The sequence below is a fragment of the Amycolatopsis coloradensis genome (genome assembly GCF_001953865.1).
Classification (GTDB): Bacteria; Actinomycetota; Actinomycetes; order Mycobacteriales; family Pseudonocardiaceae; genus Amycolatopsis; species Amycolatopsis coloradensis.
This window is the reverse complement of the sequence record NZ_MQUQ01000012.1, coordinates 205,170-227,627: the sequence shown is the minus strand read 5'-3', so window position 1 is coordinate 227,627 and position 22,458 is coordinate 205,170. Positions and strand designations below refer to the sequence as shown.

The following is a 22,458-nucleotide window of genomic DNA, read 5'->3' as shown; positions in this document are numbered from 1 at the left end:
ATGCCCAGGTTGCTGATCGTCCACCACACGCCGTCGCCCTCGACGCAGGCGATGTTCGAAGCCGTGCTTTCCGGCGCGAAGCATCCGGACATCGAGGGTGTCGACGTCGTGCGCCGTCCGGCGCTGGGCGCGACCGTGCCCGACGTCCTCGACGCCGACGGCTACCTGCTCGGCACCCCGGCGAATCTCGGCTACATGTCCGGGGCGCTGAAGCATTTCTTCGACACCGTCTACTACCCGTGCCTGGATTCCACACGCGGGCGGCCGTTCGGTTTCTTCGTGCACGGCAACGACGACACCGCCGGGACCGTGCGCGGAATCGAGAGCATCACCACCGGCCTCGGCTGGGAGCGCGCGGCTTCCCCGGTCCTCGTCACCGGGGAACCGGGCAATGAGGAGCTGAAGGCTTGTTTCGAACTGGGCGGCACTCTCGCGGCCACCCTCATGGCCTGAGGCTCACCGCAATTCGTCCTCTAGTTGCGCTTTCGGCACGACCGACGACGCGTTTAGTCACCTACTTGCGTCAGCGTCAGGGACTTGTCACCACGGCGGCACTCTCGCGCCCTCACGCAATTCGTCCTCTAGTTGCGGTAGTTGGTGGCGCGAACCGGGAGCAGAAAGTAAAGGGGCCTGTTACCGGAAGCCCTGGGGGTCGACCTCCGGCAACAGGCCTGGGCCAAGGGTTCGCCGTGATGGCGATCAACCTTGGCTACCCAAGCGTACTACATGCGGCACGATCTTGTGCACCCGCCTGAAAAAACGCCTCTCACTCCGTTGTCCGTGCACCCCCAGGGCACGGATTCCGGAGCAAGAGGCCTGGACACGGTACGAAACCGCCTGACAACTGTAAACCACTGCATACATACACTGTCAACAGCTGCGGACAGGACGAATCGCGTTACACTCCCCCTACAGAACGGGACCATGGAATGAACGGGGGACCATGCCGCCGCACCAGACCTTCGCCCGGAAACTGAGCGCGCTGATCGACTCGGTGCGCGCGGACGAAGGTGCCCCGCACAGTTATCGCGAACTGTCCGCGGCGATCGATCGCGCCGGCGGGCCCGCCATGTCGCCCGCGTACCTCCAGCAGCTCGCCACCGGCAAACGGATCAATCCGAAGATTCACTACGTGGAAGCGCTCGCGAAGCTTTTCGGGGTCCCGATCACCTACTTCTTCGAAGAGCAGGAACCACCCCCCATCGGAGAGGCGAAGCTCATGGCCATGCGCGCGCAGGAGCTTTCGCCGCAGGGCCGCCGCCAGGTCATGGATCTGCTGGAACTCGTCGAACGGTACGAACGGGCCGAACGCGGGCAGCCGGGCGAAAAACGATGAAGGAACGCGAACTCCGCAAACGCTGCCGGAAGATGCTGCACAGTCTCGACATCGAACCGCCGCTCGACGTCGGCGTGCTCTGCGAGCGGCTCGGCGAGCAGCGCGGCAGGCCGATCCGGCTGATGCCGTATCCACTGGAGGTGCCCGGCCCGTTCGGCTGCTGGATCGCCACCTCGTCGGCGGACTACATCTTCTTCCAGCAGGAGACCACGAAATCCCATCAGGATCACATCGTCCTGCACGAACTCGGGCATATGCTCGCCGATCACCATCCCGGCGGCGACGCCGAACCGGCCGACTTCCTGCGCGGCCCCGCGCCGGGGCTCGACGGCGACGCCGTACACCGCGCTCTGCGCCGCACCTCCTACGATGAGGCGCACGAATGGGAAGCCGAGACCGTGGCGACCATCATCCTCGAATGGGCGTCGGTCTTGAACTACACGATTCCCCGTCGCGCCGACGACGATGACGTCCGCCGTGTCCAAGGCGCGCTGGGTGACCATCAAGGGTGGCTGTGAACTCGCTGTTCTCCCCGCTCAACATCGTGGCGATGGTGTTGTTCGCGACCGCACTCGCCTGGCGGATCTACCAGACGTACCGGGCACCGCGGGTGCTCCCGAACTGGGCGATCACCATCACGATCGTCTGCGTCGCCGGGTCCTTCCTCGCCCAGCAGAAGGTCATTTCCGGCTGGCTCGACGGGCTGACCGGCCGTGGCACCGGCCGCCTCGTCAACAACGTCATGCTCGCCATCGGGGTCTGCGCGCTGTTGATCGTCTTCCTCGGCTCCGCACTCGGCCCGCGCCGGCCACGACGCGTCCTCTTCGAACTGATCCCGCTGGCGGGCGCGATCGCGCTGATGCTGGTCGCCATGGCCATCACCCCACCGGAAGCACGAGGGCTCGCGCTGAGCCCGAAGCTCGTGCACGTGTCCGGCGTGGCGCTGTTCTACCTCGGGGCCGGGCTGTACCTGATCTACGGCCTGTCCGCCTGCGCCTGGTGGATCTTCCGGTACATCCGCTCGGCGGACCGGCACCTGCGGACCGGGTTGAAACTCGGCGCCGCCGGACTGATCTGCCTCGCGGCGGGCAGCATCTTCCGCGCGCTCTACATCGTGATCGCCTGGGTGTTCGGGCCGTCGGTCCCGCAGCTGCTCACCGTCGCCGTCCCGCTGGTGCTGCTCGGGATCGTGCTGTTCCTCGCGGGGATCACCTATCCCGGCGTCCGCGCGCGGTTCGCCGCGCTGCGCCGCCGTCGCCAGCACCGCTTGCACCACGAACGGCTCACGCCCTTGTGGACCGTCCTCGCCGAGGTCTACCCGAACATCGTGCTCCGGACCACGCCGCACGGACCGTGGGAGCGGTGGCGTCCGCGTACGATCCACCGCCGCTACTACCGCCGCGTGATCGAGATCCGGGACGGGCTCGTGCAGTTGAGCCCCTACCTGGAAACCGATCTCACCGCGCTCGCCGTCGACGATCCCGGCGCGGCGGCGGAGGCGCTGAAGGCGGCGATCGCCAGGCAGACCGCGGGCGAGGAGACCGACGGGCGGGCGAAACTCGTGCTTCCCGGTGGCGCCGCGGACATCGAATCCGACGTGCGGCCGTTGCTCGCGCTCTCGGCCGCGGTATCCCGAAACGAGGCATGACCTTGCAGCTTCTCCTCACCGCGGACCGGCTCCTGCCGCGGCCGAGCACCCCCGTCGAGGACGGCGCCGTCCTCGTCGAGGGCGACCGGATCCTCGCGGCCGGCCCGCGCGCCGAAGTCGCCGCACAGGCGTCGCCGGACGCCGAGCGGCTCGACTTCCCCGGCGCGACGTTGCTGCCCGGCCTCTTCAACGCCCACGTGCACCTGGCTTTCGACGCCACCCGCGAAATGCTCCCGAATTTCCTGGCGAGTGACGACGCCGCTCTCCGCGCGGGGGCCAAGGACCGGTTGGGGCAGTTGCTGCGCAACGGTGTCACGACGGTGCGGGACCTCGGCGACCGCGACGCTCTCGGCGCGCGGGTGCGGGCGGAACTGGCGGCTGAAAGGATCGCCGCTCCCCGTCTGCTGACGGCGGGCACTCCTCTGACTGTCCCTAACGGACACTGCCACTTCTTCGGCGGTGAGGTCGCCGACGACGGCGCGATCCGCGCGCTCATCGACGCCAACGCGGCAGGCGGCGCGGACGTGATCAAGGTGATGGCCAGCGGCGGCCAGATCACCGAAGGCGGCGCGGACATGTGGGAATCACAGTTCGACGTCCGCCAACTTCACCTGATCGTGGCATACGCGGCGAGCCACGGACTTCCCGTCGCGGCGCACGCGCACGGTGCCGACGCGATCGAGACGTCGGTCGAGGCCGGGGTGCGCACCATCGAACACTGCACGTGGCTGACCGGGCCACGACAGCAGGACCGGCGTGACGGCGTCGCCACCCGGATGGCCGACGAGGGCATCGCGGCGTGTTCGACGAGCAGTCGTAACTGGCGCGTGCTGGCCGAGCGCATGGGCGAGGAACTCGCGCGGAACGTCTACGGACGGCTGTCCTGGCTGGAGGAACTGAGGGTCCCGCTCCTATCGGGGACGGACGCCGGGCTGCCGGGGTCGGTTTTCGACGATCCGGTCGGCGCACTCGAACTCTACGAATGGCTCGGCTTCGGCAGGCGCCGGATCCTCGAGATCGCGACCGAGGACAGCGCCACCGGACTCGGCCTCGGCGACGTCACCGGGCGGCTCGCCCCCGGGCTGAGCGCCGACGTCCTGGTGGTCGACGGCGACCCGCTCACCGATCTTTCCGCACTCCGGAACCTTCGCCTCGTCCTCGCGCGCGGCTCCCGGATCTGATCCCGGAAGCGGGAAGCCAATTTTGATGACACCGTTTTAAAACAGTGTTATCGTTGCCTTCCTCACCACGAAGGGAAGAACCATGGAAGGCCCCATCAGACTGTTCACGGTCATCGCGCTCGTGTCGCTGCCGACGGTGATGTACGGCGGGTACGCCCTGATGGGTGTCCTGCGCGACCGGAAACTGACCGAACACCAGCGGAGCATGTTCCGCGCGGGTCACGCCCACGCCGGTGTCCTGCTGGTGCTGGCGCTGGTCGCGCTCCAGATCCTCGGGCAGACCGGGCTCTCGGACACCACGCTGTGGATCGTCTGCTTCTTGCTGCTGTTCGGCGTACTCGCCCAATCCGGTGGCTTCTTCCTGCACCTGGCACCGGGCAAGGGCAAGCTCGGCGGACGGGTCACCAGCGCCGGGGCCGTCCTGCTGGGGGCGGCGATCCTGACCACCGCGTACGGCGTGGCCTTCCCCTGACAAAGCGGTGGCGACCGCTCGTTAAGCTTGCTGACGTGCCTGAATACCTGCCGACAGCCCCCGCCAAGGGGACCCGCGACTTCCTGCCCGCCGAGATGTCCGTCCGGACGCAGGTGTTCGGCCATCTCTACGGCGTGCTCGAACTGCGGGGCTTCCTCCGCTACGACGGCCCGATCCTGGAACCCGCCGAGATCTACGAGCGCAAGTCCGGGCAGGAGATCGCCGACCAGCAGCTGTACACGCTGACCACCAAGGGCGGCGAGCGGCTGGCGCTGCGCCCGGAGATGACGCCGTCGGTCGCCAGGATGATCGCGGGCAACGCCAAGTCGCTGCAGTTCCCGGTGCGCTGGTACAGCCACCCGAACTGCCACCGCTACGAGCGGCCGCAACGGGGGCGGGTCCGCGAGCACTGGCAGATCAACGCGGACATCTTCGGTTCGGACAGCGCGAACTGCGAGATCGAGATCTTCGAGCTGATCCACGACATGATGGGCGCGCTCGGCGCGACCCCGGACATGTTCGGAGTGCGCGCCAACGACCGGAACCTGCTCTCCTCGGCGCTCACCGACATCGTCGGCGTGACCGCGGAGCAGTTGCCGCAGGTGTTCACCCTGGTGGACCGCTGGGAGAAGTCGGACCGCACGAAGCTGAGCGACACCGCGGCCGGGATCGGGCTGACCGACAAGCAGTTCGAGAAGCTGACCGAGATCCTGTCGTCCGGCGTGGCCCTGCTCGACGAGCTGCCCGAGCAGGTCAAGGAGAACTCGAACCTGGTGAAGGTGCTCAGCAGCGGCGCGGCGGACCTGATCACGTTCGATCCGATGATCGTGCGCGGGCTCGCGTACTACACGTCGACCGTGTTCGAGGTCTTCGACACCTCTCCGGAGAACCGCCGGGCCCTCTTCGGCGGCGGCCGGTACAGCGACCTGGCGTCGTTGTTCACCTCGCAGCAGATCCCCGGGATCGGCTTCGGCATGGGCGACGTCACGCTGATCGACTTCCTCGACACCCACGAGCTGACGCCGAAACCGCGCAGCGAGGCCGATGTCGTGGTGATCCCGGTGGTCGAAGAGCTCACCGACGCCGCACGCGAGGTCGCGGGACGGCTCCGGAAAGCCGGTCTGCGCACGCTCACCCCCGTCGAACTCCGCAAGCTGGGCAAGGAGCTCACCCGGGCCGACAAGGCCGGGGCCCTGGCCGTGGTGATCGTCGGCCAGGAGGACTGGGACGCCGGGAACGTGACGGTCCGCGGTCTCGCGACCCGCGAGCAGCGGCCGGTCGCCGTCGACGGCGTGGTCGACGCGGTCACTTCCCTGCTTCGCGTTTAGCTAAAGGGCGCTTTACCCTTCGTCGCAGGCGGGTAAAGCGCCCTTCAGCTTCCCTCAGCGGGACAGCATCCGCATGGCCGCTTCGGGGTAGCGCTCCCCCGCGACCTCGTCAGCGGGTACCGCCGCCTCGATCGCGGCGACGTCCTCCGCGGTCAGCTTCAGGCCGACGGCCGCGACGTTCTCTTCGAGGTACTTGCGGCGTTTGGTGCCCGGGATCGGCACGACGTCCTCGCCCTGGGCCTGCACCCACGCCAAGGCGAGCTGACCGGCGGTCACGCCCTTCTCCTCGGCCAGCGCGCGCAGTGCCTCGACCATCGCCAGGTTGCGCTCCAGGTTGCCCTCGGCGAAGCGCGGCTGCGTCGTCTGCCGGAAGTCACCTTCCGCGAAGTCCTCTTTGGACTTGAAGCGGCCGGTGAGGAAACCGCGCCCCAGCGGGGAATACGGCACCAGACCGATGCCGAGCTCCCGGCAGACTCCGGCGATCTCGTGCTCGATGTCGCGCGACCACAGCGACCATTCCGTCTGCACCGCCGTCACCGGATGCACGCTGTGCGCCCGCCGGATCGTCTCCGGACCGGCCTCGGACAACCCGATGTGCCGGACCTTTCCCTGCTCGACCAGTGAAGACAGCGCGGCGGCGGTCTCCTCGATCGGCACGTCCGGGTCGACGCGGTGCTGGTAGTACAGATCGATGTGGTCGACGTCCAGCCGCCGCAGCGACGCTTCGACCTGTTGGCGTACATAGAACTCGTCGCCGCGGATTCCGCGTTTGCCGGGATCCGCCTCGTCGCGGACGATGCCGAACTTGGTGGCCAGCACGACCTCGTCCCGCTTGCCGGCCAGCGCGCGGCCGACCAGCTCCTCGTTGCGGCCGAAGCCGTACATGTCCGCCGTGTCGATCAGGGTCACCCCCAGCTCGATCGCGCGATGGATCGTCGCGATCGATTCGCTGTCGTCACCCTGGCCGTAGAACTCGCTCATGCCCATGCAACCGAGCCCCTGCGCGCCGACTTCCAGCGTGCCGAGCCTGCGTGTGGGCAGGGTGGAACCCGTCATGATTTCTCCCGCGATTCTCTGGGTTTTACTTACCGGCGGCGCGGGCGAGCCGCTCCGGGTAACGTTCACCGGCGATCGCCTCGGCGGGCGCGGCCTTTTCGATGGCCTCGATGTCCACTTCGGACAGTTCCAGGTCCGCCGCGGCGGCGTTCTCTTCGAGGTACTTGCGGCGTTTGGTGCCCGGGATCGGCACGACGTCCTCGCCCTGGGCCTGGACCCACGCGAGCGCCAGCTGACCGGCGGTGACGCCCTTGTCCGCCGCCAACGCGCGCAGCGCCTCGACGATCGCCATGTTGCGCTCGAAATTGCCCTCGGCGAACCGCGGCAGCCCGTGGCGCATGTCGTCCGCGGGCAGGTCCTTCACCGACGTCACGCTGCCGGTGAGGAAACCACGGCCCAGCGGCGAGAACGGCACGACGCCGATCCCCAGCTCACGAACGGTCGAGAGGATCTCGCCCTCGATGCCGCGGGTCCACAGCGACCACTCGCTCTGCAGCGCCGTCACCGGGAGGACGGCGTGCGCGCGGCGGATCGTCTCGGCACTGGCCTCGGAGATCCCGGCGAACCGGATCTTCCCCTCGTCCACCAGCTCCGAGAGCGCGCCCCAGGTCTCCTCGACCGGCGTGTCCGGGTCGACCCGGTGCTGGTAGAAGAGGTCGATGTGGTCGACGTTCAGCCGTCGCAACGACTCTTCGCAGCACTTCTTGACGTAGGCCGCGTCCCCACGAGCGGCCATCCCGCCGTCCTCGGTCCAGATGATGCCGAACTTGGTCGCCAGCACGACCTGGTCCCGCTTGCCCGCGATTGCCTGGCCGACCAGTTCCTCGTTCTCACCATCGGCGTACACGTTGGACGTGTCGAGCAGGGTCACGCCCAGTTCGAGGGCGCGGTGGATGGTGGCGATCGACTCCGCGTCGTCGTCGCGGACGCCGTAGGCCTGGCTCATCCCCATGCAGCCGAGCCCCTGCGCCCCGACTTCCAGAGCGCCGAGCTTCCTGGTGCTGATCACGCTGAAATTCCCTCCATGGTGGCTCCGGTGCCGAGCACCTTGCGTTCCACCTGGTCGTAGTGGTCGATCTTGTAGTCGAGGATGTCGAGGCAGGCCTGCAGCTCGGCGATCCGGTCGGCGACCGAGGTGCGCTGGTCGACGAGGATCGACTTGCGCCGTCCCGCGCTCGCCGCTCCGTGGTGGCGCAGCGACGCGTACTCCCGCATACGCTTGATGGGCATGCCGGTCAGGCGCAGCTTGGTCAGGAACCCCAGCCACCCGAGGTCCTCGTCGGTGTAGGCGCGGCGTCCCGCGGCGTCCCGCGCCGGGGGTTCGACGAGTTTGATGCGCTCGTAGTACCTGAGGGTGTCGATGGACAACCCGCTACGTCGCGCGGCTTCCGCTATCGAGTAGCTCATGTGAACGACAGTACGACCTGGAGTGCGCTCCAGGTCAACTCCGAATCCGAGTGATTGATAACAGCGTTGCGATACGCTCGGCGCATGCCCCGCCCCAGGACGCACGACGAGAACCTCCGGCTGAAGCTGCTGGACCGCGCCGGTGAGCTCATCTCGGCCGACGGCCCGAAGGCCCTCAGCCTCCGCAAACTGGCCGCCGACGTCGGCACGTCCACCACCGCGGTCTATTCACTCTTCGGCGGGAAGACGGATCTGGTCAGCGCCCTCTTCGCCGAGGGCTTCCGCCGCTTCGGTCTCCGGATGTCCGGTGTGACGCTGAGCGGCGACCCCGTCGAGGACCTCGTGCGTCTCGGCGTCGCGTACCGGGAAAGCGCGCTGGCCGACCCGCACCTCTACGCGATCATGTTCACGAAGTCGGTACCGGGTTTCGAGCCTGCCGAGGAGATGTCCGAGCAGGCTCGCGCCACGATGGCGCCGCTGGAGGAGACGATCCGCAAGGCGGTCGCCGACGGCGTCTTCGTCGGCGCGCCGCCCGAGGTCATCGTCGTGAGCTGCTGGGGCACCGTGCACGGCCTCGTGTCGCTGGAGCTGAACGGGAACCTGCCGGACGCGTACACCGTGAGCCCCGCTTACGAAACGGCGCTGCGGGCGAACGCCTCGGGCTGGCTGCGCCGGTGACCGGATCGCGTTTAGCGGGCTAAACGCGACGCCTCGGGGCGGTGGGCGGCGCGACTCCGCCGGGTCATGAAGGCCTCCTTGCCTACCTTCAGGATAAGAAGGAGGCCTACACGACCTCCCGACCTCGGCCGTCGAGCGCGGATCGCGTTTAGCCCGCTAAACGCGACGCGCTGGCCGCGCCCCAGCGCAAGTACATGAAGACCGCCATCCTTGCGCCTAGCTCCGCGAAGGCCCCCGTCCGCCGGATCGCGTTTAGCGGGCTGACCGCGATCCGGGGTGACGTCAGACGGCGCCGTATTGCCGGTCACCCGCGTCCCCGAGACCGGGCACGATGAACCCGGAGTCGTTGAGCCGCTCGTCGATGCTCGCGGTCACCACCCGCACCGGCAGCCCGGTCTTCCCGAGGTGCTCGATCCCCTCGGGCGCCGCCAGCGCGCAGATCGCGGTGACGTCGGTGGCGCCCCGGTCGGTGAGCAGCCGGATCGTGTACTCCATCGAGCCGCCGGTCGCCAGCATCGGGTCGAGCACCAGCACCGGCCGGTCGGCGAGCGATTCGGGCAGCGACTCCAGGTACGGCGTCGGTTTGAGCGTCTCCTCGTCGCGGGCGAGCCCGACGAAGCCCATCTGGGCGTCGGGGATCAGCTTGTGCGCCTGGTCCGCCATCCCCAGCCCGGCCCGCAGCACCGGCACGAGCAGCGGCGGGCTCGCCAGCGTGTAGCCGTCGGTGCGCGCCACCGGCGTGTGGATCCGGTCGATGCGCACGGGCAAGTCCCGGGTGGCTTCGTAGACCAGCATGACGGTCAGTTCGTGCAGCGCCGCCCGGAAGGCGGCGCTGTCGGTGCGCGCGTCACGCATGGTGGAGAGCCTGGCCTTGGCCAGTGGGTGATCAACGACGTGCACATCCATGCGGGTCAATTTACTGCCGCGCGAACCAGCCGACCCAGCGGCGCTGCCAGGGCGTCTCCACCGAACGCTGGTGATGGTTCGCCCGCGCCCACGCCACGGCTTCGTCGGCGGTCAGCCCGGAAAGCGTCGCCAGACAGGACAGCACCGTGCCGGTCCGCCCGACCCCGCCGTGACAGGCCACCTCGACGTCCTCTCCCGCCGCGGCCCGCCCGTGCAGGGCGACGATCTGCCGCCGCGCCCCCGCCCAGTCGGTCGGCAGCAGGAAGTCGGGCCAGCGGATCCACTCGTGCTCCCAGTCCAGCCTGTGGTCGTGCTTCCGGCGCAGCTTCGCGCCACCCAGATACAGCCCGAAATCCGGCGCAGGCCCCTCTGGCCAGGGACGCCCCAGGCCTCGTCCTCGAATCTCGACGCCGTCCGGCAGCGCGATCGCGCCAGGTAGTGAGTTCCCCATCACGGCAGGATCCCACTGTCGGCCGGAAGATGGACGCTCAGCCCTCTCCGCAGCGCTAGGCTCCCGCACGTGAGCGAAGAGCCTGCCCTGCCGGGACCCGAACAGATGCGCATCTCCGACGCCGACCGCGAACAGGTCGCGCAGGTGCTGCACGCGGCGATGTCCGAGGGCCGCATCACCATCAACGAGCTGGAAGAACGGCTCACCGTCGTCTACGCGGCCAAGACCGTCGGCGATCTCGAACCGGTCACCGCGGACCTGCCGCGGACCAGTTCGGCGATCCAGCCCGCGACGTCGCGCGCGCTCGGCCTGCCCGACGACCGCATCGGCGGGCATCCGGGCTCCGGCGCCTCGATCGCCGTCATGTCCGGCGCGTCCCGCAAGGGCAGCTGGGTCGTCCCGCCGCAGCACAACAGTTTCGCGTTCTGGGGCGGCACCGACATCGACCTGCGGCACGCGCGCTTCGCCGAGAAGAACACGACGATCACCGCGGTCGCGATCATGGGCGGGATCGACATCATCGTGCCCGACGACATCAACGTGGACGTCACCGGAATCGGCTTCATGGGGGCGTTCGAGCTGGAGGACCGCGCCGGGACTCCCGCCGCGCCACCGACCGCGCCGACGGTCAAGATCACCGGGTTGGCGTTCTGGGGCGCCGTCGTCGTGAAGCGGAAGCCACGTAAGAAGGATGTACCTGAGCTAGAAGGCTGAACCGAACCGGGGGGACCGTCTGATGCGCCGAAGTTTCGTCGCGATCGCTTGTGCCGCACTGCTTTCCGTCACCGCCCTTCCTGCGGCGGCCGCCGGGAAGACCGATCCGCGCCAGACCGCGATGGACGTGGCGGTCGCCGCGGGCATCCCGGGAATGGTCGCGGTGGCCGATGACTTCCGCGGTGTCAGCGGCGTCGCGAGCATCGAGCGGCCCGGCAAACCCGACGCGTCGGGACGCTGGCGCGTTGGGAGCGTGTCCAAGGTCTTCGTCGCGACCTTGGTCCTGCAACTCGCGGGCGAGAAGCACGTCGGACTCGACGAGCCCGTCCAGCGCTACCTGCCCGGCCTGCTGCCGTACCCGGAACCGATCACCGTCCGCCAGCTGCTGCAACACACCAGCGGCCTCCCCCGCGACCTGCTCCCCGAGGACTCCTGGGCGACGGTGACAGGGCCGGAGGTCGACACCGAGCGGTTCGAGCACTTCGACAGCGACGACCAGATCCGTCTGAGCACGAAGCAACCGCTGCAGTTCAAGCCCGGGACGAGCTGGGCGTACTCCAACACCGGCTACAACGTCCTCGGCCTGCTGGTCGAGAAGACCACCCGGAAGCCCCTCGAACGGGTGCTGGCCGAGCGCATCACCGGGCCGCTGCACCTGCGCGACACCTCGCTCCCCCGCGACTTCCCGTTCCTGATCGGCCCGGCCGCCCGCGGCTACGAGCAGCTGTACGACGCCCCGCGCGGCCTCACCGACGTCACCACCTACAACTACTCGCGCTACTTCGGCGCGGGCGGCGTGGTGTCCTCGGGTGCCGACCTCAACCGCTTCTTCGAGGCGCTGCTCGGTGGCCGCCTGCTCCCCGCGGACCTGCTCGCGCAGATGAAGAAGACGGTCCCGGCGGACGGGATGGAGTACGGCCTCGGCCTGATGAAGCTGAACCTCAAGAGTGCGGGCATCTGCGCGGAGGACATCACCATCTGGGGCCACGGCGGTGACCTGCCCGGCTTCAACACCCTCAGCTTCCGTGACGACGCGGGCAAGAACATCTCGACGCTGGCCACCGTTGACCTCACCGCGTCACCGGACGCCAAGCTGAAGCGCCAGCTGCCGATGATCAGCGAGTTCTGCTCGCCGGTGATCCCGGTCAACGCCGCCGCCCAGGCCCCGGTGCCCAGCCTGTAGGCCGCCTACACTCACCGGTATGACAGCTACGACCAGCTCGTCAGCGGTGCCGGCCACCCCGGCGCCGCTGACGGACGCGACTCGCGACGAGGCGAGCCTGCGCCGGTTCCTGCACGGGCTGCCTGGTGTCGACCAGGTCGGCGTCGAGCAGCGGGCCGCGGGCCTCGGCACGCGCAGTATCAAGAAGGCCGCCAAGCTCTGGGCGATCGACACCGCCATCTCGATGGTCGACCTGACGACCCTCGAAGGCGCCGACACCCAGGGCAAGGTCCGCGCGCTCGCCGCGAAGGCCAAGCGGCCGGACCCGGATCGCCCGGACACCCCTCAGGTGGCGGCCGTCTGCGTGTACCCGGACATGGTCAAGACGGCTGTCGAGGCGCTGCGCGGCACCGGCATCCACGTCGCGAGTGTGGCCACCGGCTTCCCGGCCGGTCGCACGAGCCGTGAAATCAAGCTGGCCGACACCAAGATCGCCGTCGACGCCGGCGCCGCCGAGATCGACATGGTGATCGACCGGGGCGCCTTCCTGGAGGGCCGCTACATGGCGGTCTTCGAGGAGATCCAGGCGATCAAGGCCGCCTGTGGCAGCGCTCACCTCAAGGTCATCCTCGAAACCGGTGAGCTGGCCACCTACGACAACGTGCGCCGCGCGTCCTGGCTCGCGCTGCTGGCGGGCGGCGACTTCATCAAGACCTCCACCGGCAAGGTGTCGCCCGCCGCGACGCTGCCGGTCACCCACGTGATGCTGCAGGCCGTCCGCGACTGGTTCGTCCAGACCGGTGACCTGCGCGGCGTCAAACCCGCCGGTGGTATCCGGACGACCAAGGACGCGATCAAGTACCTGGTCGCGGTGCACGAGGTCGCCGGCGAGCAGTGGCTGACGCCGGATCTGTTCCGGTTCGGGGCGTCCAGCCTGCTCAACGACCTCCTGCTCCAGCGCCGCACCCAGGCCGACGGCCACTACAGCGGTCCCGACTACGTGACGGTGGACTGACCCATGGGCATCTTCGAGTACGCGCCCGCGCCCGAATCGCGCGACCTCGCGAACCTCAAACCGCACTACCGGCCGTTCGTCAACGGCGAATTCGTCGACGGCTCCGGCGAGCCGCTCAAGACGATCAACCCGGCCACCGAAGAAGTGCTCGCCGAGGTCGGCACCGCGTCGGTGTCCGATGTGGACACCGCGGTGAAGGCCGCACGCAAGGCGTACAACGGTGTCTGGTTTAAGATGCCGGGCTCGGAACGCGCCAAGTACCTGTTCCGCATCGCACGCCTGATCCAGGAACGGTCGCGGGAGCTGGCCGTGCTGGAAAGCCTCGACAACGGCAAGCCGATCAAGGAATCGCGCGACTCCGACGTGCCGACGGCCGCCGCGCATTTCTTCTACCACGCGGGCTGGGCCGACAAGCTCGACTACGCGGGCTACGGCCCGAACCCGAAGCCGCTCGGCGTCGCGGGCCAGGTCATCCCGTGGAACTTCCCGCTGCTGATGCTGGCGTGGAAGATCGCGCCCGCGCTGGCCACCGGCAACACCGTGGTGCTCAAACCGGCGGAGACCACGCCGCTGACCGCACTCGTGTTCGCGGAGATCTGCCAGCAGGCCGAACTCCCGCCAGGGGTGGTCAACATCCTGCCCGGCGCCGGTGACATCGGCGCGGCGCTCGTCGGCCACGACGACGTCAACAAGGTCGCCTTCACCGGATCGACCGACGTCGGCAAGGCCATCCAGCGTCAGGTCGCGGGCACGGCGAAGAAGCTCACGCTGGAACTGGGCGGCAAGGCCGCGAACATCGTCTTCGACGACGCCGCGCTGGACCAGGCCGTCGAGGGGATCGTCAACGGGATCTTCTTCAACCAGGGTCACGTCTGCTGCGCGGGTTCGCGTCTGCTGGTGCAGGAATCGATCGCCGAAGAAGTGCTCGAGAAGCTTCGCTACCGCGTCTCCACCCTGCGGCTGGGCGACCCCCTGGACAAGAACACCGACATCGGCGCGATCAACTCCGCCGAGCAGCTCGCGAAGATCAAGGGCCTGGTGGAATCCGGCGACGCGGAAGGCGCGGAGCGCTGGACCAGCCCGTGCCCGGTGCCGGAACGTGGTTTTTTCTTCGCCCCCACGGTGTTCTCCGACGTGCAGCAGTCGATGCGCATCGCCCGCGAGGAGATCTTCGGGCCGGTGCTTTCGGTGCTGACGTTCCGCACGCCGGACGAGGCCGTGACCAAGGCGAACAACACGCCGTACGGGCTCTCCGCCGGTGTCTGGACCGAGAAGGGCTCGCGCATCCTGTGGATGGCGAACCAGCTCCGCGCCGGTGTCGTCTGGGCCAACACGTTCAACCGCTTCGATCCCGCCGCGCCGTTCGGCGGCTACCAGGAGTCGGGTTTCGGCCGCGAAGGCGGACGCACCGGACTGGAGGCCTACCTCGATGTCTGACCGTATTTCGGTGGCGAAGACCTACAAGCTCTACATCGGCGGCAAGTTCCCGCGTTCGGAATCGGGCCGGGTGTACCCGGTCACCGACAGCAAGGGCAAGTTCCTGGCGAACGCCTCGCACGCGTCCCGCAAGGACGTCCGCGACGCGGTTTCCGCCGCCCGCAAGGCTTTCGGCGGCTGGTCGGCGGCGACCGCGTACAACCGCGGCCAGGTGCTGTACCGGGTGGCGGAGATGCTGGAAGGCCGTCGCGAGCAGTTCGTCGCGGAGGTTTCGGCTTCCGAAGGCATCGCGGCGAAGAAGGCACAGTCCCTTGTGGACGCTTCGATCGACCGCTGGGTCTGGTACGCGGGCTGGACGGACAAGATCGCGACCGTGCTCGGCGCGGCCAACCCGGTGGCGGGCCCGTACTTCTCCTTCACCGTCCCCGAACCGACCGGTGTCGTCGGCGTGCTCGCGCCGCAGCAGTCGTCGCTGCTGGGCCTGGTGAGCGTGCTGGCCCCGGTACTGGCGACGGGCTCGACCGCGGTGGTGGTCTCCAGCGCGGAGCGGCCGCTGCCCGCGATCACCCTGTCGGAGGTCCTCGCGACGTCCGACCTGCCTGGCGGCGTGGCGAACATCCTGACCGGGCGCGCGTCGGAACTGGGCTCGTGGCTGGCGTCGCACGCGGACGTCAACGCCCTCGACCCGACCGGCGCGGAGCCCTCGGCCCGTGCCGACCTGGCGCGTGACGCCGCAGGCACCGTAAAGCGCGTCCTGACCGTGCCGGACGCCGAGCCGGACTGGACCGACGATGCCGACATCGCTCGGCTGCGGCGGTACCTGGAGGCGAAGACCGTCTGGCACCCGCTGGGTGTCTGACCCCTCCTCGCCGCAATTAGTCCTCTAGTTGCGTGCGGCGGCCGGATCGCGTTTAGCCCGCTAAACGCGATCCGAGCCCGGGCCCGGGCGCAAGTAGTCCTCTAGTTGCGGTTTGGGCTTACGGGTTCAGGTCGGCGGCGGTCAGGACCCGGCCCGGAAGCGGCTCGTTCGAGTCCGCGGCCCGCAGGCCGTCGATCATGATCCCGATGCACCGCCGGGTCGCCATCCGCGCGACCTCCTCGCCCTTGCCCGGCATCTGCCGCAGCACGGTCGCGAACAGGATCGCCACATCGCCGGTCGCGACGTCCGCCCGGAGCCGCCCCTCGGCCTGCGCTCCCCGGACGAAAGCCTCCATCACCAGCAGCAGCTCGTCACGCAGCGCCTTGATCGCGGGATCACTCGTGAGGATCACCAGCGCACGAGGCGACACCATCGCGAGTTGAATGCTCAGCTGGAGCTCCATCGACTGGTGCAGGAGTCGGATCAAGGCGTCCCAGTCCGACGACTCCTGGTCCTTCGCGGCCTTCGCGTCCCTGAGAACCCTGTCGAAGTTGTCGACGGCGACCGCCCGGATCAACGCGTCCCGGTCCGGGAATCGGCGGTAAAGGGTGCCGACGCCGACGCCCGCCGAGCGCGCGATTTCCTCCATCGGGACCTCGGGCCCCTGAGCGGCGAAGATGACTCTCGCGGCGGCCAGGATCTGATCCCGGTTCCGGCGCGCGTCGGCACGCAAGCGGGTCTCGGGGTCGGCTGTCATGATCCTCGCCTCTCAAGGGTGCTTCGGCGCCGTGATTCTCGCACGTACGCGCGTTCCCTTCACGCTTCCCGGAGAACCACCCCTTCGCGAGTGGACGACCTGCCTCCGCTTGAGTACCTTGGATGACATAAGCGGAATGAAACCATCCGCATACGTTTTGGGGCCCCTGTCCGATATCGCCCGAACCCACCCGACATCCTGGGGAAGGACATCGTTGACTGACGTCGAGGAAACCACCGCCACTTTGCCGCTGGTACGTAAATGCCCGTTTTCGCCGCCTCCGGAATACGAGGCGCTTCGCTCGGAAAACCCGGTTTCCCGGGTCGGTCTGCCGTCAGGCCAAACGGCGTGGGCGCTCACCCGGCTCGAAGACATCCGCGAAATGCTGAGCAGTCCGCACTTCAGTTCCGACCGGCTCGATCCGGCGTTCCCGATGATGGTCGCGCGCCAGATCCGGCGCGAGGACAAGCCGTTCCGCCCGTCCCTCATCTCGATGGACCCGCCGGAGCACAGCCGGGCCCGGCGTGACGTCGTCGGAGAATTCACGGTCAAGCGGATGAAGGCACTGCAGCCGCGAATCCAGCAGATCGTCGACGAGCACCTCGACGCCCTGCTCGCGGGCCCCAAACCCGCCGACCTGGTCCAGGCGCTTTCGCTTCCGGTTCCGTCGCTGGTCATCTGCGAACTGCTCGGTGTCCCCTATTCGGACCACGAGTTCTTCCAGGCCCGCAGTTCCAAGATGCTCAGCCGGGAGGTCAGCCCGGAAGACCGGCAGGCGGCGTTCGAGCAACTCGAAAACTATCTCGACGAACTCGTCACCAGGAAAGAAGCGAACGCCACCGAGGACGACCTTCTCGGCCGTCAGATCCTGAAGCAGCGGGAAGCGGGCGAAGGCGACCACGACGAACTCGTCAGCCTGGCGTTCCTCCTGCTCATCGCCGGTCACGAGACGACGGCGAACATGATTTCGCTCGGCACGGTGACCCTGTTGGAGAACCCCGAACAGCTGGCGAAGATCAAGGCGGACCCGGACAAGACCCTCCCCGCGATCGAGGAACTCCTGAGGGTCTTCACCATCGCCGAGACGGCGACCTCACGCTTCGCCACGGCGGACGTCGAGATCGGCGGCACGCTCATCCGCGCGGGAGAAGGCGTCGTCGGCCTGAGCAACGCGGGCAACCACGACCCGGACGGGTTCGAGAACCCCGACGCCTTCGACATCGAACGCGGCGCGCGGCACCACGTCGCGTTCGGGTTCGGCGTGCACCAGTGCCTCGGCCAGAACCTCGCGCGGATGGAACTCCAGATCGTTTTCGATACGCTGTTCAAGCGCATTCCGGGCATCCGGATCGCCGTTCCGGTCGACGAACTGCAGTTCAAGCACGATTCGACGATCTACGGCCTCCACGCCCTTCCGGTCACCTGGTAGGAGGATCCATGAAGATCATCGCGGACACCGGGAGGTGTGTGGGCGCGGGCCAGTGCGTGCTCACCGACCCCGACCTGTTCGATCAGAGCGAGGACGACGGGACGGTCATCGTGCTGACCCTGGAGCCTGAAGGGGACGAGGCGGAAGAGAACGCACGCACGGCCGTGCACATCTGCCCCGGTCAGGCACTCTCACTCGCGTAAGGAGAGGGTCGTGGTCGCCGTAAGGGCACACCAGCCCTTGCGGGTGTCGCGAAAGCCACTTTCGAGACATCTGATGTCTCGAAAGTGGCTTTCGCGACATAGCCACCGGGCACCACGGAGTCCGTAAAGGCCTTCAGGGTAGGTAAGGAGGCTTTCACGGACCGGGAGCCGTCACGGAGCGACGCAAGTAGAGGACTAATTGCGGACCGCGGTCCCGGCCCCAGACCTACTTGACCGCGCCCATCGACAGGCCGCGGACGAGGTGGTTCTGCGCGATCCAGCCGACGATCATCACCGGCAGCGACGCGAGCAGCGCGGCCGCGGACAGCTGCGCCCAGTAGAGGCCCTCGCTGGTGATGAACCCGACCAGGAACACCGGCACGGTCCCGGCCCGCGCGGCGGTGAGGTTGACCGAGTAGAAGAACTCGGTCCACGAGAAGATCACGCAGATCAGCGCGGTCGCGGCCACCCCTGGCGCGACGACCGGCATGATGATCTTCCGCAGCAGCACCGGCAGGGTCGCGCCGTCGATCCGGCCCGCTTCGATCATCTCGTGGGGCACTTCGAGGAAGAACGACCGCATCATCCAGATCGCCAGCGGCAGGTTCATCGACGTGTACAGGATGATCAGCGCCCACACGTTGTCCAGCAGCCGCGTGTTCTGCGAGATCACGTACAGCGGGATGATCGCCGCCACGATCGGCAGCATCTTCGTCGACAGGAAGAACCCGAGCGCGTTGCTCGTCCCCTTCACCGGCGCCAGCGACAGCGCGTACGCCGCCGGGATTCCCAGCAGCAGCACGAAAAGCGTCGAGACGACGGTGACGAACGCGGAATTCGACAGGTACGGCAGAAATCCGCGTTCGAGCACACCGGCGAACTGGTCGAGGGTCGGGGAGAAGAACAACCGCGGCGGATCGGTGTAGGCGTCGGCCTCCTGTTTGAAGGCCGTGAGGATCATCCACAGCAGCGGGAACACGAACAGGATCGCGATCACCCAGGTCGCGACCGTCAGCGCGCCCGCGCCGAACCGGCCCTTCATTTGGCGCCTCCCTGGACCGAGAACGTGCGGAACATCAGTCGCAGCGCGAAAGTCGCGACGATCATCGTCAGGATCACGACGATCACGCCCATCGCGGACGACTGCCCGATGTCGAAACCTTGGAACGCCCGCTGGTAGATGTAGAACGGCAGGTTCGTACTCGCCGTACCCGGACCTCCTTGTGTCATCAGGAAGATCGCGTCGAAACTGTTCACGATGTAGATGGCGCCCAGCAGCGTCGCCAACTGCAGGAACCGGCTCAGATGCGGCAGGGTGATGGCGGTGAACGTCCGCCAGCGGCCGGCACCGTCGACGGACGCGGCCTCCAGCACGTCCTTGGGCTGGCTCTGCAACCCGGCCAGGATCAGCAGCATCATGAACGGCGTCCACTGCCAGACGACCTGGGCCATCACCGCCGCGAGCGGGAACTCCGAAAGCCAGTCGACGTCGGTGCCGATCGCGTTGTGCAGCAACCCGTAGGTCGGGTCGAACATCGTCGTCTTCCACAACAGCGCGCCCGCCGCGGGCAGGATCAGGAAGGGCGTGATCAGCAGCGTCCGGACCACGCCGCGGCCGAGGAACTTGCGGTCCAGCAGGATCGCGAGTCCCAGGCCGAGCAGCAGCGAGAAGAAGACGCAGATGACCGTGAGCACGACGGTGTTCAGCAGCGCGCCGAGGAACGTCGAGTCGGCGAAGACGTCGAGGTAGTTCTGAAGTCCGACGAAATGCCGCGAGCCCGGCCGCACCAGGTTCCACGACTGGAACGAGTAGAACACCGTCAGCACGAACGGCAATTGCGTCACCGCCACGACGAACAGCAACGCGGGCAACAGCGGGAGCCGTCGTTTGAACGGCGTATCGGTGCCGCGCTTCGGAGCCGCCTTCTTCGCGTGGGCGGGCTCGGTGCGGGCGGGAGCGGAGAGCGTGGCCATCACCGCACCTCCTGATACGACTTGCCGACGGTCCGCGCGTACTCCTGTGACTGCTTCAACGCTTCGTCCACGGTGATCTGGCCCGCGATCGCCGCCGAAAGCTGCTGGCTCACGCGCGTGCCGAGATCCTGGAACTCGGGGATGCCGACGAACTGGATGCCGGGATAGGGCACCGGATTCGCCATCGCCTTCCGCTGGTTGGCGTCCGCGATCCCGTCCAGCGTCGGCTGCGCGTAGGCCTTGGCCGCCTCGCGGTACTGCGGGATGTCATAGGTCGACTTCCGGACGCCCGGCGGGACCCGGTTCCAGTCCTTGTATTCCTGCGCGACGCGCTGCACGTACGCCTTGTCGGTCATCCAGGACATGAACTTCCAGGCGGCTTTCTTGTCCTTGACGACCTTCGGGATCGCCAGCGCCCAGGTGTAGAGCCAGCCGCTCGCCTGCGTCTTCTCCACCGGCGCAGGGGCGTAGCCGGACTTCCCGACCACCTTGCTCGCCGACGGGTCCTCGTTCGTCCCCGCCATGACCGTGGCGTCGTACCACATCGCGGCCTGGCCTTGGGTGTACCGCGTGCCGCATTCGGAGAAGCCCGCGCTCGACGCGCCGACCTCGCCGTGGTCGCGCACGAGGTTCACGTAGAACTCGGCGGCCGCCTTGAATTCGGGGCTGGTCAGCTTGGCGTTCCAGTCCTTGTCGAACCACTGGGCGCCGAAGGTGTTGGCGACCGTGGTGAACGGCGCGAGGCTCTCACCCCAGCCCGGCTTGCCACGCAGGCAGATCCCGGCGAGCCCCTTGGACTTGTCGTCGAGTTTCGCGGCGTACTCGGCGATCTGCGACCACGTCGGCTTGGCGGGCATGGTGATCCCGGCCTGGTCGAACAGGTCCTTGCGGTAGGCCAGGAACGACGACTCGCCGTAGAACGGCACCGCGTACATCGATCCGTTGTACGACAACGATTCCTTGATACTCGGGATGAAGTCCGCCGAGTCGTACGAGGGGTTCGCCGCGATATGCGGCTCGAGGTTTTCGAGCCAGCCGTTCGCGGCCCACTGCGGGGCCTCGTAGTTGCTGATCATGACGACGTCGAATTCGCCGCCTTCGGTGGCCGTCGACGCGGTGATCTTCGCGCGTGCCTGGTTTTCGGGCAGTGACACGAACTTGAGCGTGACGCCGGGATTCGCCTTCTCGAACTCGCCGGAAAGCTCGATGGCGTCCTTCATCTGCGGATTCGCGACGATCCCGACCACGAGCGTCCGGTCACCGGTCCCGAGCGCGCCCGCACCGGCGCAACCGGTGAGGGTCAGCAGGAGAACCGCGAGCAGAGCGAGGGGTTTACGCACTTTCGCCTCCCGGTAAGACCTGCACCTTCAGGCCGGCGCCACCGCGCATGAGGGCGAGCGCGTCGGGGTACCGCTCCAGCGGCAGCGTGTCGGTGAGCAGTGCGCCGGTGTCGATGGCGCCGTCGGCGACCAGGTCGAGTGCGGCGCCGTAACTGTTCATGACGGCCATCGAACCGACGACGGTGATCTCGTCGTTGTAGATCCGGAACGGCGAAAGCGCGACGCGTGCTTCGGCGGGAGCGACGCCGAAGACCAGCAAGCGGCCTCCGCGCTGAAGCGAGTCGAAAGCGGCCTCGATCGCAGGCGCGGCACCGGTGCAGTCCGCGGCGGCGTCGAACTTCTCGTCGTCCAGTTCCTTCACGTCACTCGCGACCGCGACCGCGCCGAGGTCCTTCGCGCGGCCGAGGCGGGAGGTGTTGCGGTCGATCATCGTGACGTGGGCGCCCGCGCGTTGCAGCAACTGCTGCATGATCAGGCCCATCGTGCCCGCGCCGACGACGAGGAACCGTTCCCCCGCCTCGACGCCGATCCGGCGCACGCCGTGGACCGCGCAGGAAACCGGTTCGACGAGGGCGCCCTGCTCCCAGGTCATCGTGTCCGGCATCCGGTGGCAGTTCGCGGACGGAACGGCGACGTACTCGGCGAAAGCGCCGTTCACGGTGTCCCCGGTCGCGTTCCAGTTCTCGCAGAGGTTGCCGCGACCGGACCGGCAAGGCTTGCAGTAACCGCAGAAGAGCGACGGGTCCACGGCTACCCGGTCGCCAACCTGCCAGCCGCCCGGCACGTCGGCGCCGAGTTCGACGATCTCGCCGGCGAACTCGTGGCCGGGGACGATCGGGTAGGGCGTCGGCGGGAAGTGCCCGTCGGCGATGTGGAGATCGGTCCCGCAGATCCCGCAGGCACCGACCTTGACGACGACCTGGCGATCCCCCGGTTGGGGATCGGGCACCTCGCCGACCCTGATCTCCCCGGGCTTGTCCACGATCGCGGCACGCATGCCAGCTCCTCTTCTCTCCGCTCAGATGAGCAGGGCGGGCTTATGTTTCGGACAGCATGTTCAGGAATGGTGAACTTTTCCTTGGTGTTACGTCAACCTTTCGGGTTG

The 22,458-nt window shown here is 67.9% G+C and carries 25 protein-coding genes; 15 read left to right on the top strand and 10 right to left on the bottom strand.

From position 1 onward, the window contains the following. The 7 genes from BS329_RS22290 to hisS all read left to right on the top strand — a co-directional run bounded on the left by BS329_RS22290 (position 1) and on the right by hisS (position 5,965). Positions 1-453 carry a flavodoxin family protein gene (locus tag BS329_RS22290; protein ID WP_076163174.1) on the top strand — a complete coding sequence of 151 codons (453 nt, stop codon included), beginning with the start codon at positions 1-3 and terminating at the stop codon, positions 451-453. Between the two features lie 490 nt (positions 454-943). Further along, positions 944-1,336, top strand: coding sequence for a helix-turn-helix domain-containing protein (locus tag BS329_RS22285; RefSeq protein WP_076163173.1), 393 nt, complete (start codon positions 944-946; stop codon positions 1,334-1,336). Then, positions 1,333-1,854 (top strand): hypothetical protein, encoded by a 522-nt coding sequence (locus tag BS329_RS22280; RefSeq protein WP_076163172.1) that lies wholly within the window; start codon positions 1,333-1,335, stop codon positions 1,852-1,854. The genes BS329_RS22285 and BS329_RS22280 overlap by 4 nt, the downstream gene beginning before the upstream one ends. Next, positions 1,851-2,984 carry an MAB_1171c family putative transporter gene (locus BS329_RS22275; RefSeq protein ID WP_076163171.1) on the top strand — a complete coding sequence of 378 codons (1,134 nt, stop codon included), beginning with the start codon at positions 1,851-1,853 and terminating at the stop codon, positions 2,982-2,984. Before BS329_RS22280 ends, BS329_RS22275 begins: the two co-directional genes overlap by 4 nt. After that, a complete protein-coding gene (locus BS329_RS22270; RefSeq protein ID WP_076163170.1) occupies positions 2,981-4,165 on the top strand; it encodes an amidohydrolase family protein in 1,185 nt (394 codons plus the stop codon). Before BS329_RS22275 ends, BS329_RS22270 begins: the two co-directional genes overlap by 4 nt. A gap of 82 nt (positions 4,166-4,247) precedes the next feature. Further along, positions 4,248-4,637: a hypothetical protein gene (locus tag BS329_RS22265; protein WP_076163169.1), complete on the top strand. Its 390-nt coding sequence runs from the start codon at positions 4,248-4,250 to the stop codon at positions 4,635-4,637. Positions 4,638-4,672: 35 nt separating this feature from the next. Beyond that, a complete protein-coding gene (hisS, locus tag BS329_RS22260) occupies positions 4,673-5,965 on the top strand; it encodes a histidine--tRNA ligase (RefSeq protein WP_076163168.1) in 1,293 nt (430 codons plus the stop codon). Between the two features lie 54 nt (positions 5,966-6,019). Here hisS and BS329_RS22255 read toward each other — a convergent pair whose 3' ends face one another. From BS329_RS22255 to BS329_RS22245, 3 genes are read right to left on the bottom strand one after another with little or no spacing between them, the layout of a single operon-like run. Then, on the bottom strand, positions 6,020-7,021 hold the full coding sequence (locus BS329_RS22255) for an aldo/keto reductase (protein ID WP_076163167.1): 1,002 nt from the start codon (positions 7,019-7,021) through the stop codon (positions 6,020-6,022). Between the two features lie 25 nt (positions 7,022-7,046). Next, a complete protein-coding gene (locus tag BS329_RS22250; RefSeq protein WP_076163166.1) occupies positions 7,047-8,030 on the bottom strand; it encodes an aldo/keto reductase in 984 nt (327 codons plus the stop codon). Beyond that, on the bottom strand, positions 8,027-8,428 hold the full coding sequence (locus BS329_RS22245) for a MerR family transcriptional regulator (protein WP_076163165.1): 402 nt from the start codon (positions 8,426-8,428) through the stop codon (positions 8,027-8,029). Before BS329_RS22245 ends, BS329_RS22250 begins: the two co-directional genes overlap by 4 nt. 84 nt (positions 8,429-8,512) lie before the next feature. On the opposite strand from BS329_RS22245, the gene BS329_RS22240 reads away from it, so the two are divergent. After that, positions 8,513-9,106, top strand: coding sequence for a TetR/AcrR family transcriptional regulator (locus tag BS329_RS22240; RefSeq protein WP_076163164.1), 594 nt, complete (start codon positions 8,513-8,515; stop codon positions 9,104-9,106). Between the two features lie 282 nt (positions 9,107-9,388). Here the strand turns inward: BS329_RS22240 and upp are convergent, their stop codons facing one another. Both upp and BS329_RS22230 read right to left on the bottom strand, forming a co-directional pair. Beyond that, a complete protein-coding gene (gene upp, locus BS329_RS22235) occupies positions 9,389-10,012 on the bottom strand; it encodes a uracil phosphoribosyltransferase (protein WP_076163163.1) in 624 nt (207 codons plus the stop codon). Positions 10,013-10,022: 10 nt separating this feature from the next. After that, entirely contained in the window at positions 10,023-10,463 is a 441-nt protein-coding gene (locus tag BS329_RS22230) for a protein-tyrosine phosphatase family protein (RefSeq protein ID WP_208619251.1), read from the bottom strand. A gap of 105 nt (positions 10,464-10,568) precedes the next feature. Between BS329_RS22230 and BS329_RS22225 the strand changes: the two genes are divergently transcribed. The 5 genes from BS329_RS22225 to BS329_RS22205 are packed head-to-tail and all read left to right on the top strand — an operon-like array spanning position 10,569 to position 15,650. Beyond that, the gene (locus tag BS329_RS22225) at positions 10,569-11,177 is read left to right on the top strand and encodes a DUF1707 SHOCT-like domain-containing protein (protein WP_076163162.1); all 609 of its coding nucleotides are present in this window, start codon (positions 10,569-10,571) and stop codon (positions 11,175-11,177) included. Between the two features lie 22 nt (positions 11,178-11,199). Beyond that, complete coding sequence (locus BS329_RS22220) at positions 11,200-12,360, top strand: serine hydrolase domain-containing protein (protein WP_076163161.1); 1,161 nt, start codon at positions 11,200-11,202, stop codon at positions 12,358-12,360. Between the two features lie 19 nt (positions 12,361-12,379). Beyond that, positions 12,380-13,354, top strand: a complete 975-nt coding sequence (gene deoC, locus BS329_RS22215; RefSeq protein WP_076163160.1) for a deoxyribose-phosphate aldolase — start codon at positions 12,380-12,382, stop codon at positions 13,352-13,354. A 3-nt stretch (positions 13,355-13,357) separates the two neighbouring features. Next, positions 13,358-14,791: an aldehyde dehydrogenase family protein gene (locus tag BS329_RS22210; protein WP_076163159.1), complete on the top strand. Its 1,434-nt coding sequence runs from the start codon at positions 13,358-13,360 to the stop codon at positions 14,789-14,791. Continuing rightward, complete coding sequence (locus tag BS329_RS22205; RefSeq protein WP_076163158.1) at positions 14,784-15,650, top strand: aldehyde dehydrogenase family protein; 867 nt, start codon at positions 14,784-14,786, stop codon at positions 15,648-15,650. Before BS329_RS22210 ends, BS329_RS22205 begins: the two co-directional genes overlap by 8 nt. A 118-nt stretch (positions 15,651-15,768) precedes the next feature. Here BS329_RS22205 and BS329_RS22200 read toward each other — a convergent pair whose 3' ends face one another. Beyond that, the gene (locus tag BS329_RS22200; protein ID WP_076163157.1) at positions 15,769-16,407 is read right to left on the bottom strand and encodes a TetR/AcrR family transcriptional regulator; all 639 of its coding nucleotides are present in this window, start codon (positions 16,405-16,407) and stop codon (positions 15,769-15,771) included. 214 nt (positions 16,408-16,621) lie between these two features. Between BS329_RS22200 and BS329_RS22195 the strand changes: the two genes are divergently transcribed. Then, the gene (locus BS329_RS22195; RefSeq protein WP_076163156.1) at positions 16,622-17,836 is read left to right on the top strand and encodes a cytochrome P450; all 1,215 of its coding nucleotides are present in this window, start codon (positions 16,622-16,624) and stop codon (positions 17,834-17,836) included. An 8-nt stretch (positions 17,837-17,844) separates the two neighbouring features. Then, positions 17,845-18,039, top strand: a complete 195-nt coding sequence (locus BS329_RS22190; protein WP_076163155.1) for a ferredoxin — start codon at positions 17,845-17,847, stop codon at positions 18,037-18,039. A gap of 226 nt (positions 18,040-18,265) precedes the next feature. On the opposite strand, the gene BS329_RS22185 is transcribed toward BS329_RS22190, so the two are convergent. From BS329_RS22185 to BS329_RS22170, 4 genes are read right to left on the bottom strand one after another with little or no spacing between them, the layout of a single operon-like run. Continuing rightward, the gene (locus BS329_RS22185; protein WP_076163154.1) at positions 18,266-19,081 is read right to left on the bottom strand and encodes a carbohydrate ABC transporter permease; all 816 of its coding nucleotides are present in this window, start codon (positions 19,079-19,081) and stop codon (positions 18,266-18,268) included. Next, entirely contained in the window at positions 19,078-20,013 is a 936-nt protein-coding gene (locus BS329_RS22180) for a carbohydrate ABC transporter permease (RefSeq protein WP_076163153.1), read from the bottom strand. The genes BS329_RS22185 and BS329_RS22180 overlap by 4 nt, the downstream gene beginning before the upstream one ends. Beyond that, a complete protein-coding gene (locus BS329_RS22175; protein WP_076163152.1) occupies positions 20,013-21,353 on the bottom strand; it encodes an ABC transporter substrate-binding protein in 1,341 nt (446 codons plus the stop codon). The genes BS329_RS22180 and BS329_RS22175 overlap by 1 nt, the downstream gene beginning before the upstream one ends. After that, the gene (locus tag BS329_RS22170) at positions 21,346-22,350 is read right to left on the bottom strand and encodes a zinc-dependent alcohol dehydrogenase family protein (protein ID WP_076163151.1); all 1,005 of its coding nucleotides are present in this window, start codon (positions 22,348-22,350) and stop codon (positions 21,346-21,348) included. Before BS329_RS22170 ends, BS329_RS22175 begins: the two co-directional genes overlap by 8 nt. Positions 22,351-22,458: the final 108 nt, after the last annotated feature.

Excerpts from the sequence above, each read along its gene's own strand:
- BS329_RS22290 (WP_076163174.1), top strand. The coding sequence starts at position 1 with ATGCCCAGGTTGCTGATCGTCCACCACACGCCGTCGCCCTCGACGCAG.
- BS329_RS22285 (WP_076163173.1), top strand. The coding sequence starts at position 944 with ATGCCGCCGCACCAGACCTTCGCCCGGAAACTGAGCGCGCTGATCGAC.
- BS329_RS22280 (WP_076163172.1), top strand. The coding sequence starts at position 1,333 with ATGAAGGAACGCGAACTCCGCAAACGCTGCCGGAAGATGCTGCACAGT.
- BS329_RS22270 (WP_076163170.1), top strand. The coding sequence starts at position 2,981 with ATGACCTTGCAGCTTCTCCTCACCGCGGACCGGCTCCTGCCGCGGCCG.
- BS329_RS22265 (WP_076163169.1), top strand. The coding sequence starts at position 4,248 with ATGGAAGGCCCCATCAGACTGTTCACGGTCATCGCGCTCGTGTCGCTG.
- BS329_RS22255 (WP_076163167.1), bottom strand. The coding sequence starts at position 7,021 with ATGACGGGTTCCACCCTGCCCACACGCAGGCTCGGCACGCTGGAAGTC.
- BS329_RS22245 (WP_076163165.1), bottom strand. The coding sequence starts at position 8,428 with ATGAGCTACTCGATAGCGGAAGCCGCGCGACGTAGCGGGTTGTCCATC.
- BS329_RS22240 (WP_076163164.1), top strand. The coding sequence starts at position 8,513 with ATGCCCCGCCCCAGGACGCACGACGAGAACCTCCGGCTGAAGCTGCTG.
- upp (WP_076163163.1), bottom strand. The coding sequence starts at position 10,012 with ATGGATGTGCACGTCGTTGATCACCCACTGGCCAAGGCCAGGCTCTCC.
- BS329_RS22230 (WP_208619251.1), bottom strand. The coding sequence starts at position 10,463 with ATGGGGAACTCACTACCTGGCGCGATCGCGCTGCCGGACGGCGTCGAG.
- BS329_RS22225 (WP_076163162.1), top strand. The coding sequence starts at position 10,569 with ATGCGCATCTCCGACGCCGACCGCGAACAGGTCGCGCAGGTGCTGCAC.
- BS329_RS22220 (WP_076163161.1), top strand. The coding sequence starts at position 11,200 with ATGCGCCGAAGTTTCGTCGCGATCGCTTGTGCCGCACTGCTTTCCGTC.
- deoC (WP_076163160.1), top strand. The coding sequence starts at position 12,380 with ATGACAGCTACGACCAGCTCGTCAGCGGTGCCGGCCACCCCGGCGCCG.
- BS329_RS22210 (WP_076163159.1), top strand. The coding sequence starts at position 13,358 with ATGGGCATCTTCGAGTACGCGCCCGCGCCCGAATCGCGCGACCTCGCG.
- BS329_RS22205 (WP_076163158.1), top strand. The coding sequence starts at position 14,784 with ATGTCTGACCGTATTTCGGTGGCGAAGACCTACAAGCTCTACATCGGC.
- BS329_RS22200 (WP_076163157.1), bottom strand. The coding sequence starts at position 16,407 with ATGACAGCCGACCCCGAGACCCGCTTGCGTGCCGACGCGCGCCGGAAC.
- BS329_RS22190 (WP_076163155.1), top strand. The coding sequence starts at position 17,845 with ATGAAGATCATCGCGGACACCGGGAGGTGTGTGGGCGCGGGCCAGTGC.
- BS329_RS22185 (WP_076163154.1), bottom strand. The coding sequence starts at position 19,081 with ATGAAGGGCCGGTTCGGCGCGGGCGCGCTGACGGTCGCGACCTGGGTG.
- BS329_RS22180 (WP_076163153.1), bottom strand. The coding sequence starts at position 20,013 with ATGGCCACGCTCTCCGCTCCCGCCCGCACCGAGCCCGCCCACGCGAAG.
- BS329_RS22170 (WP_076163151.1), bottom strand. The coding sequence starts at position 22,350 with ATGCGTGCCGCGATCGTGGACAAGCCCGGGGAGATCAGGGTCGGCGAG.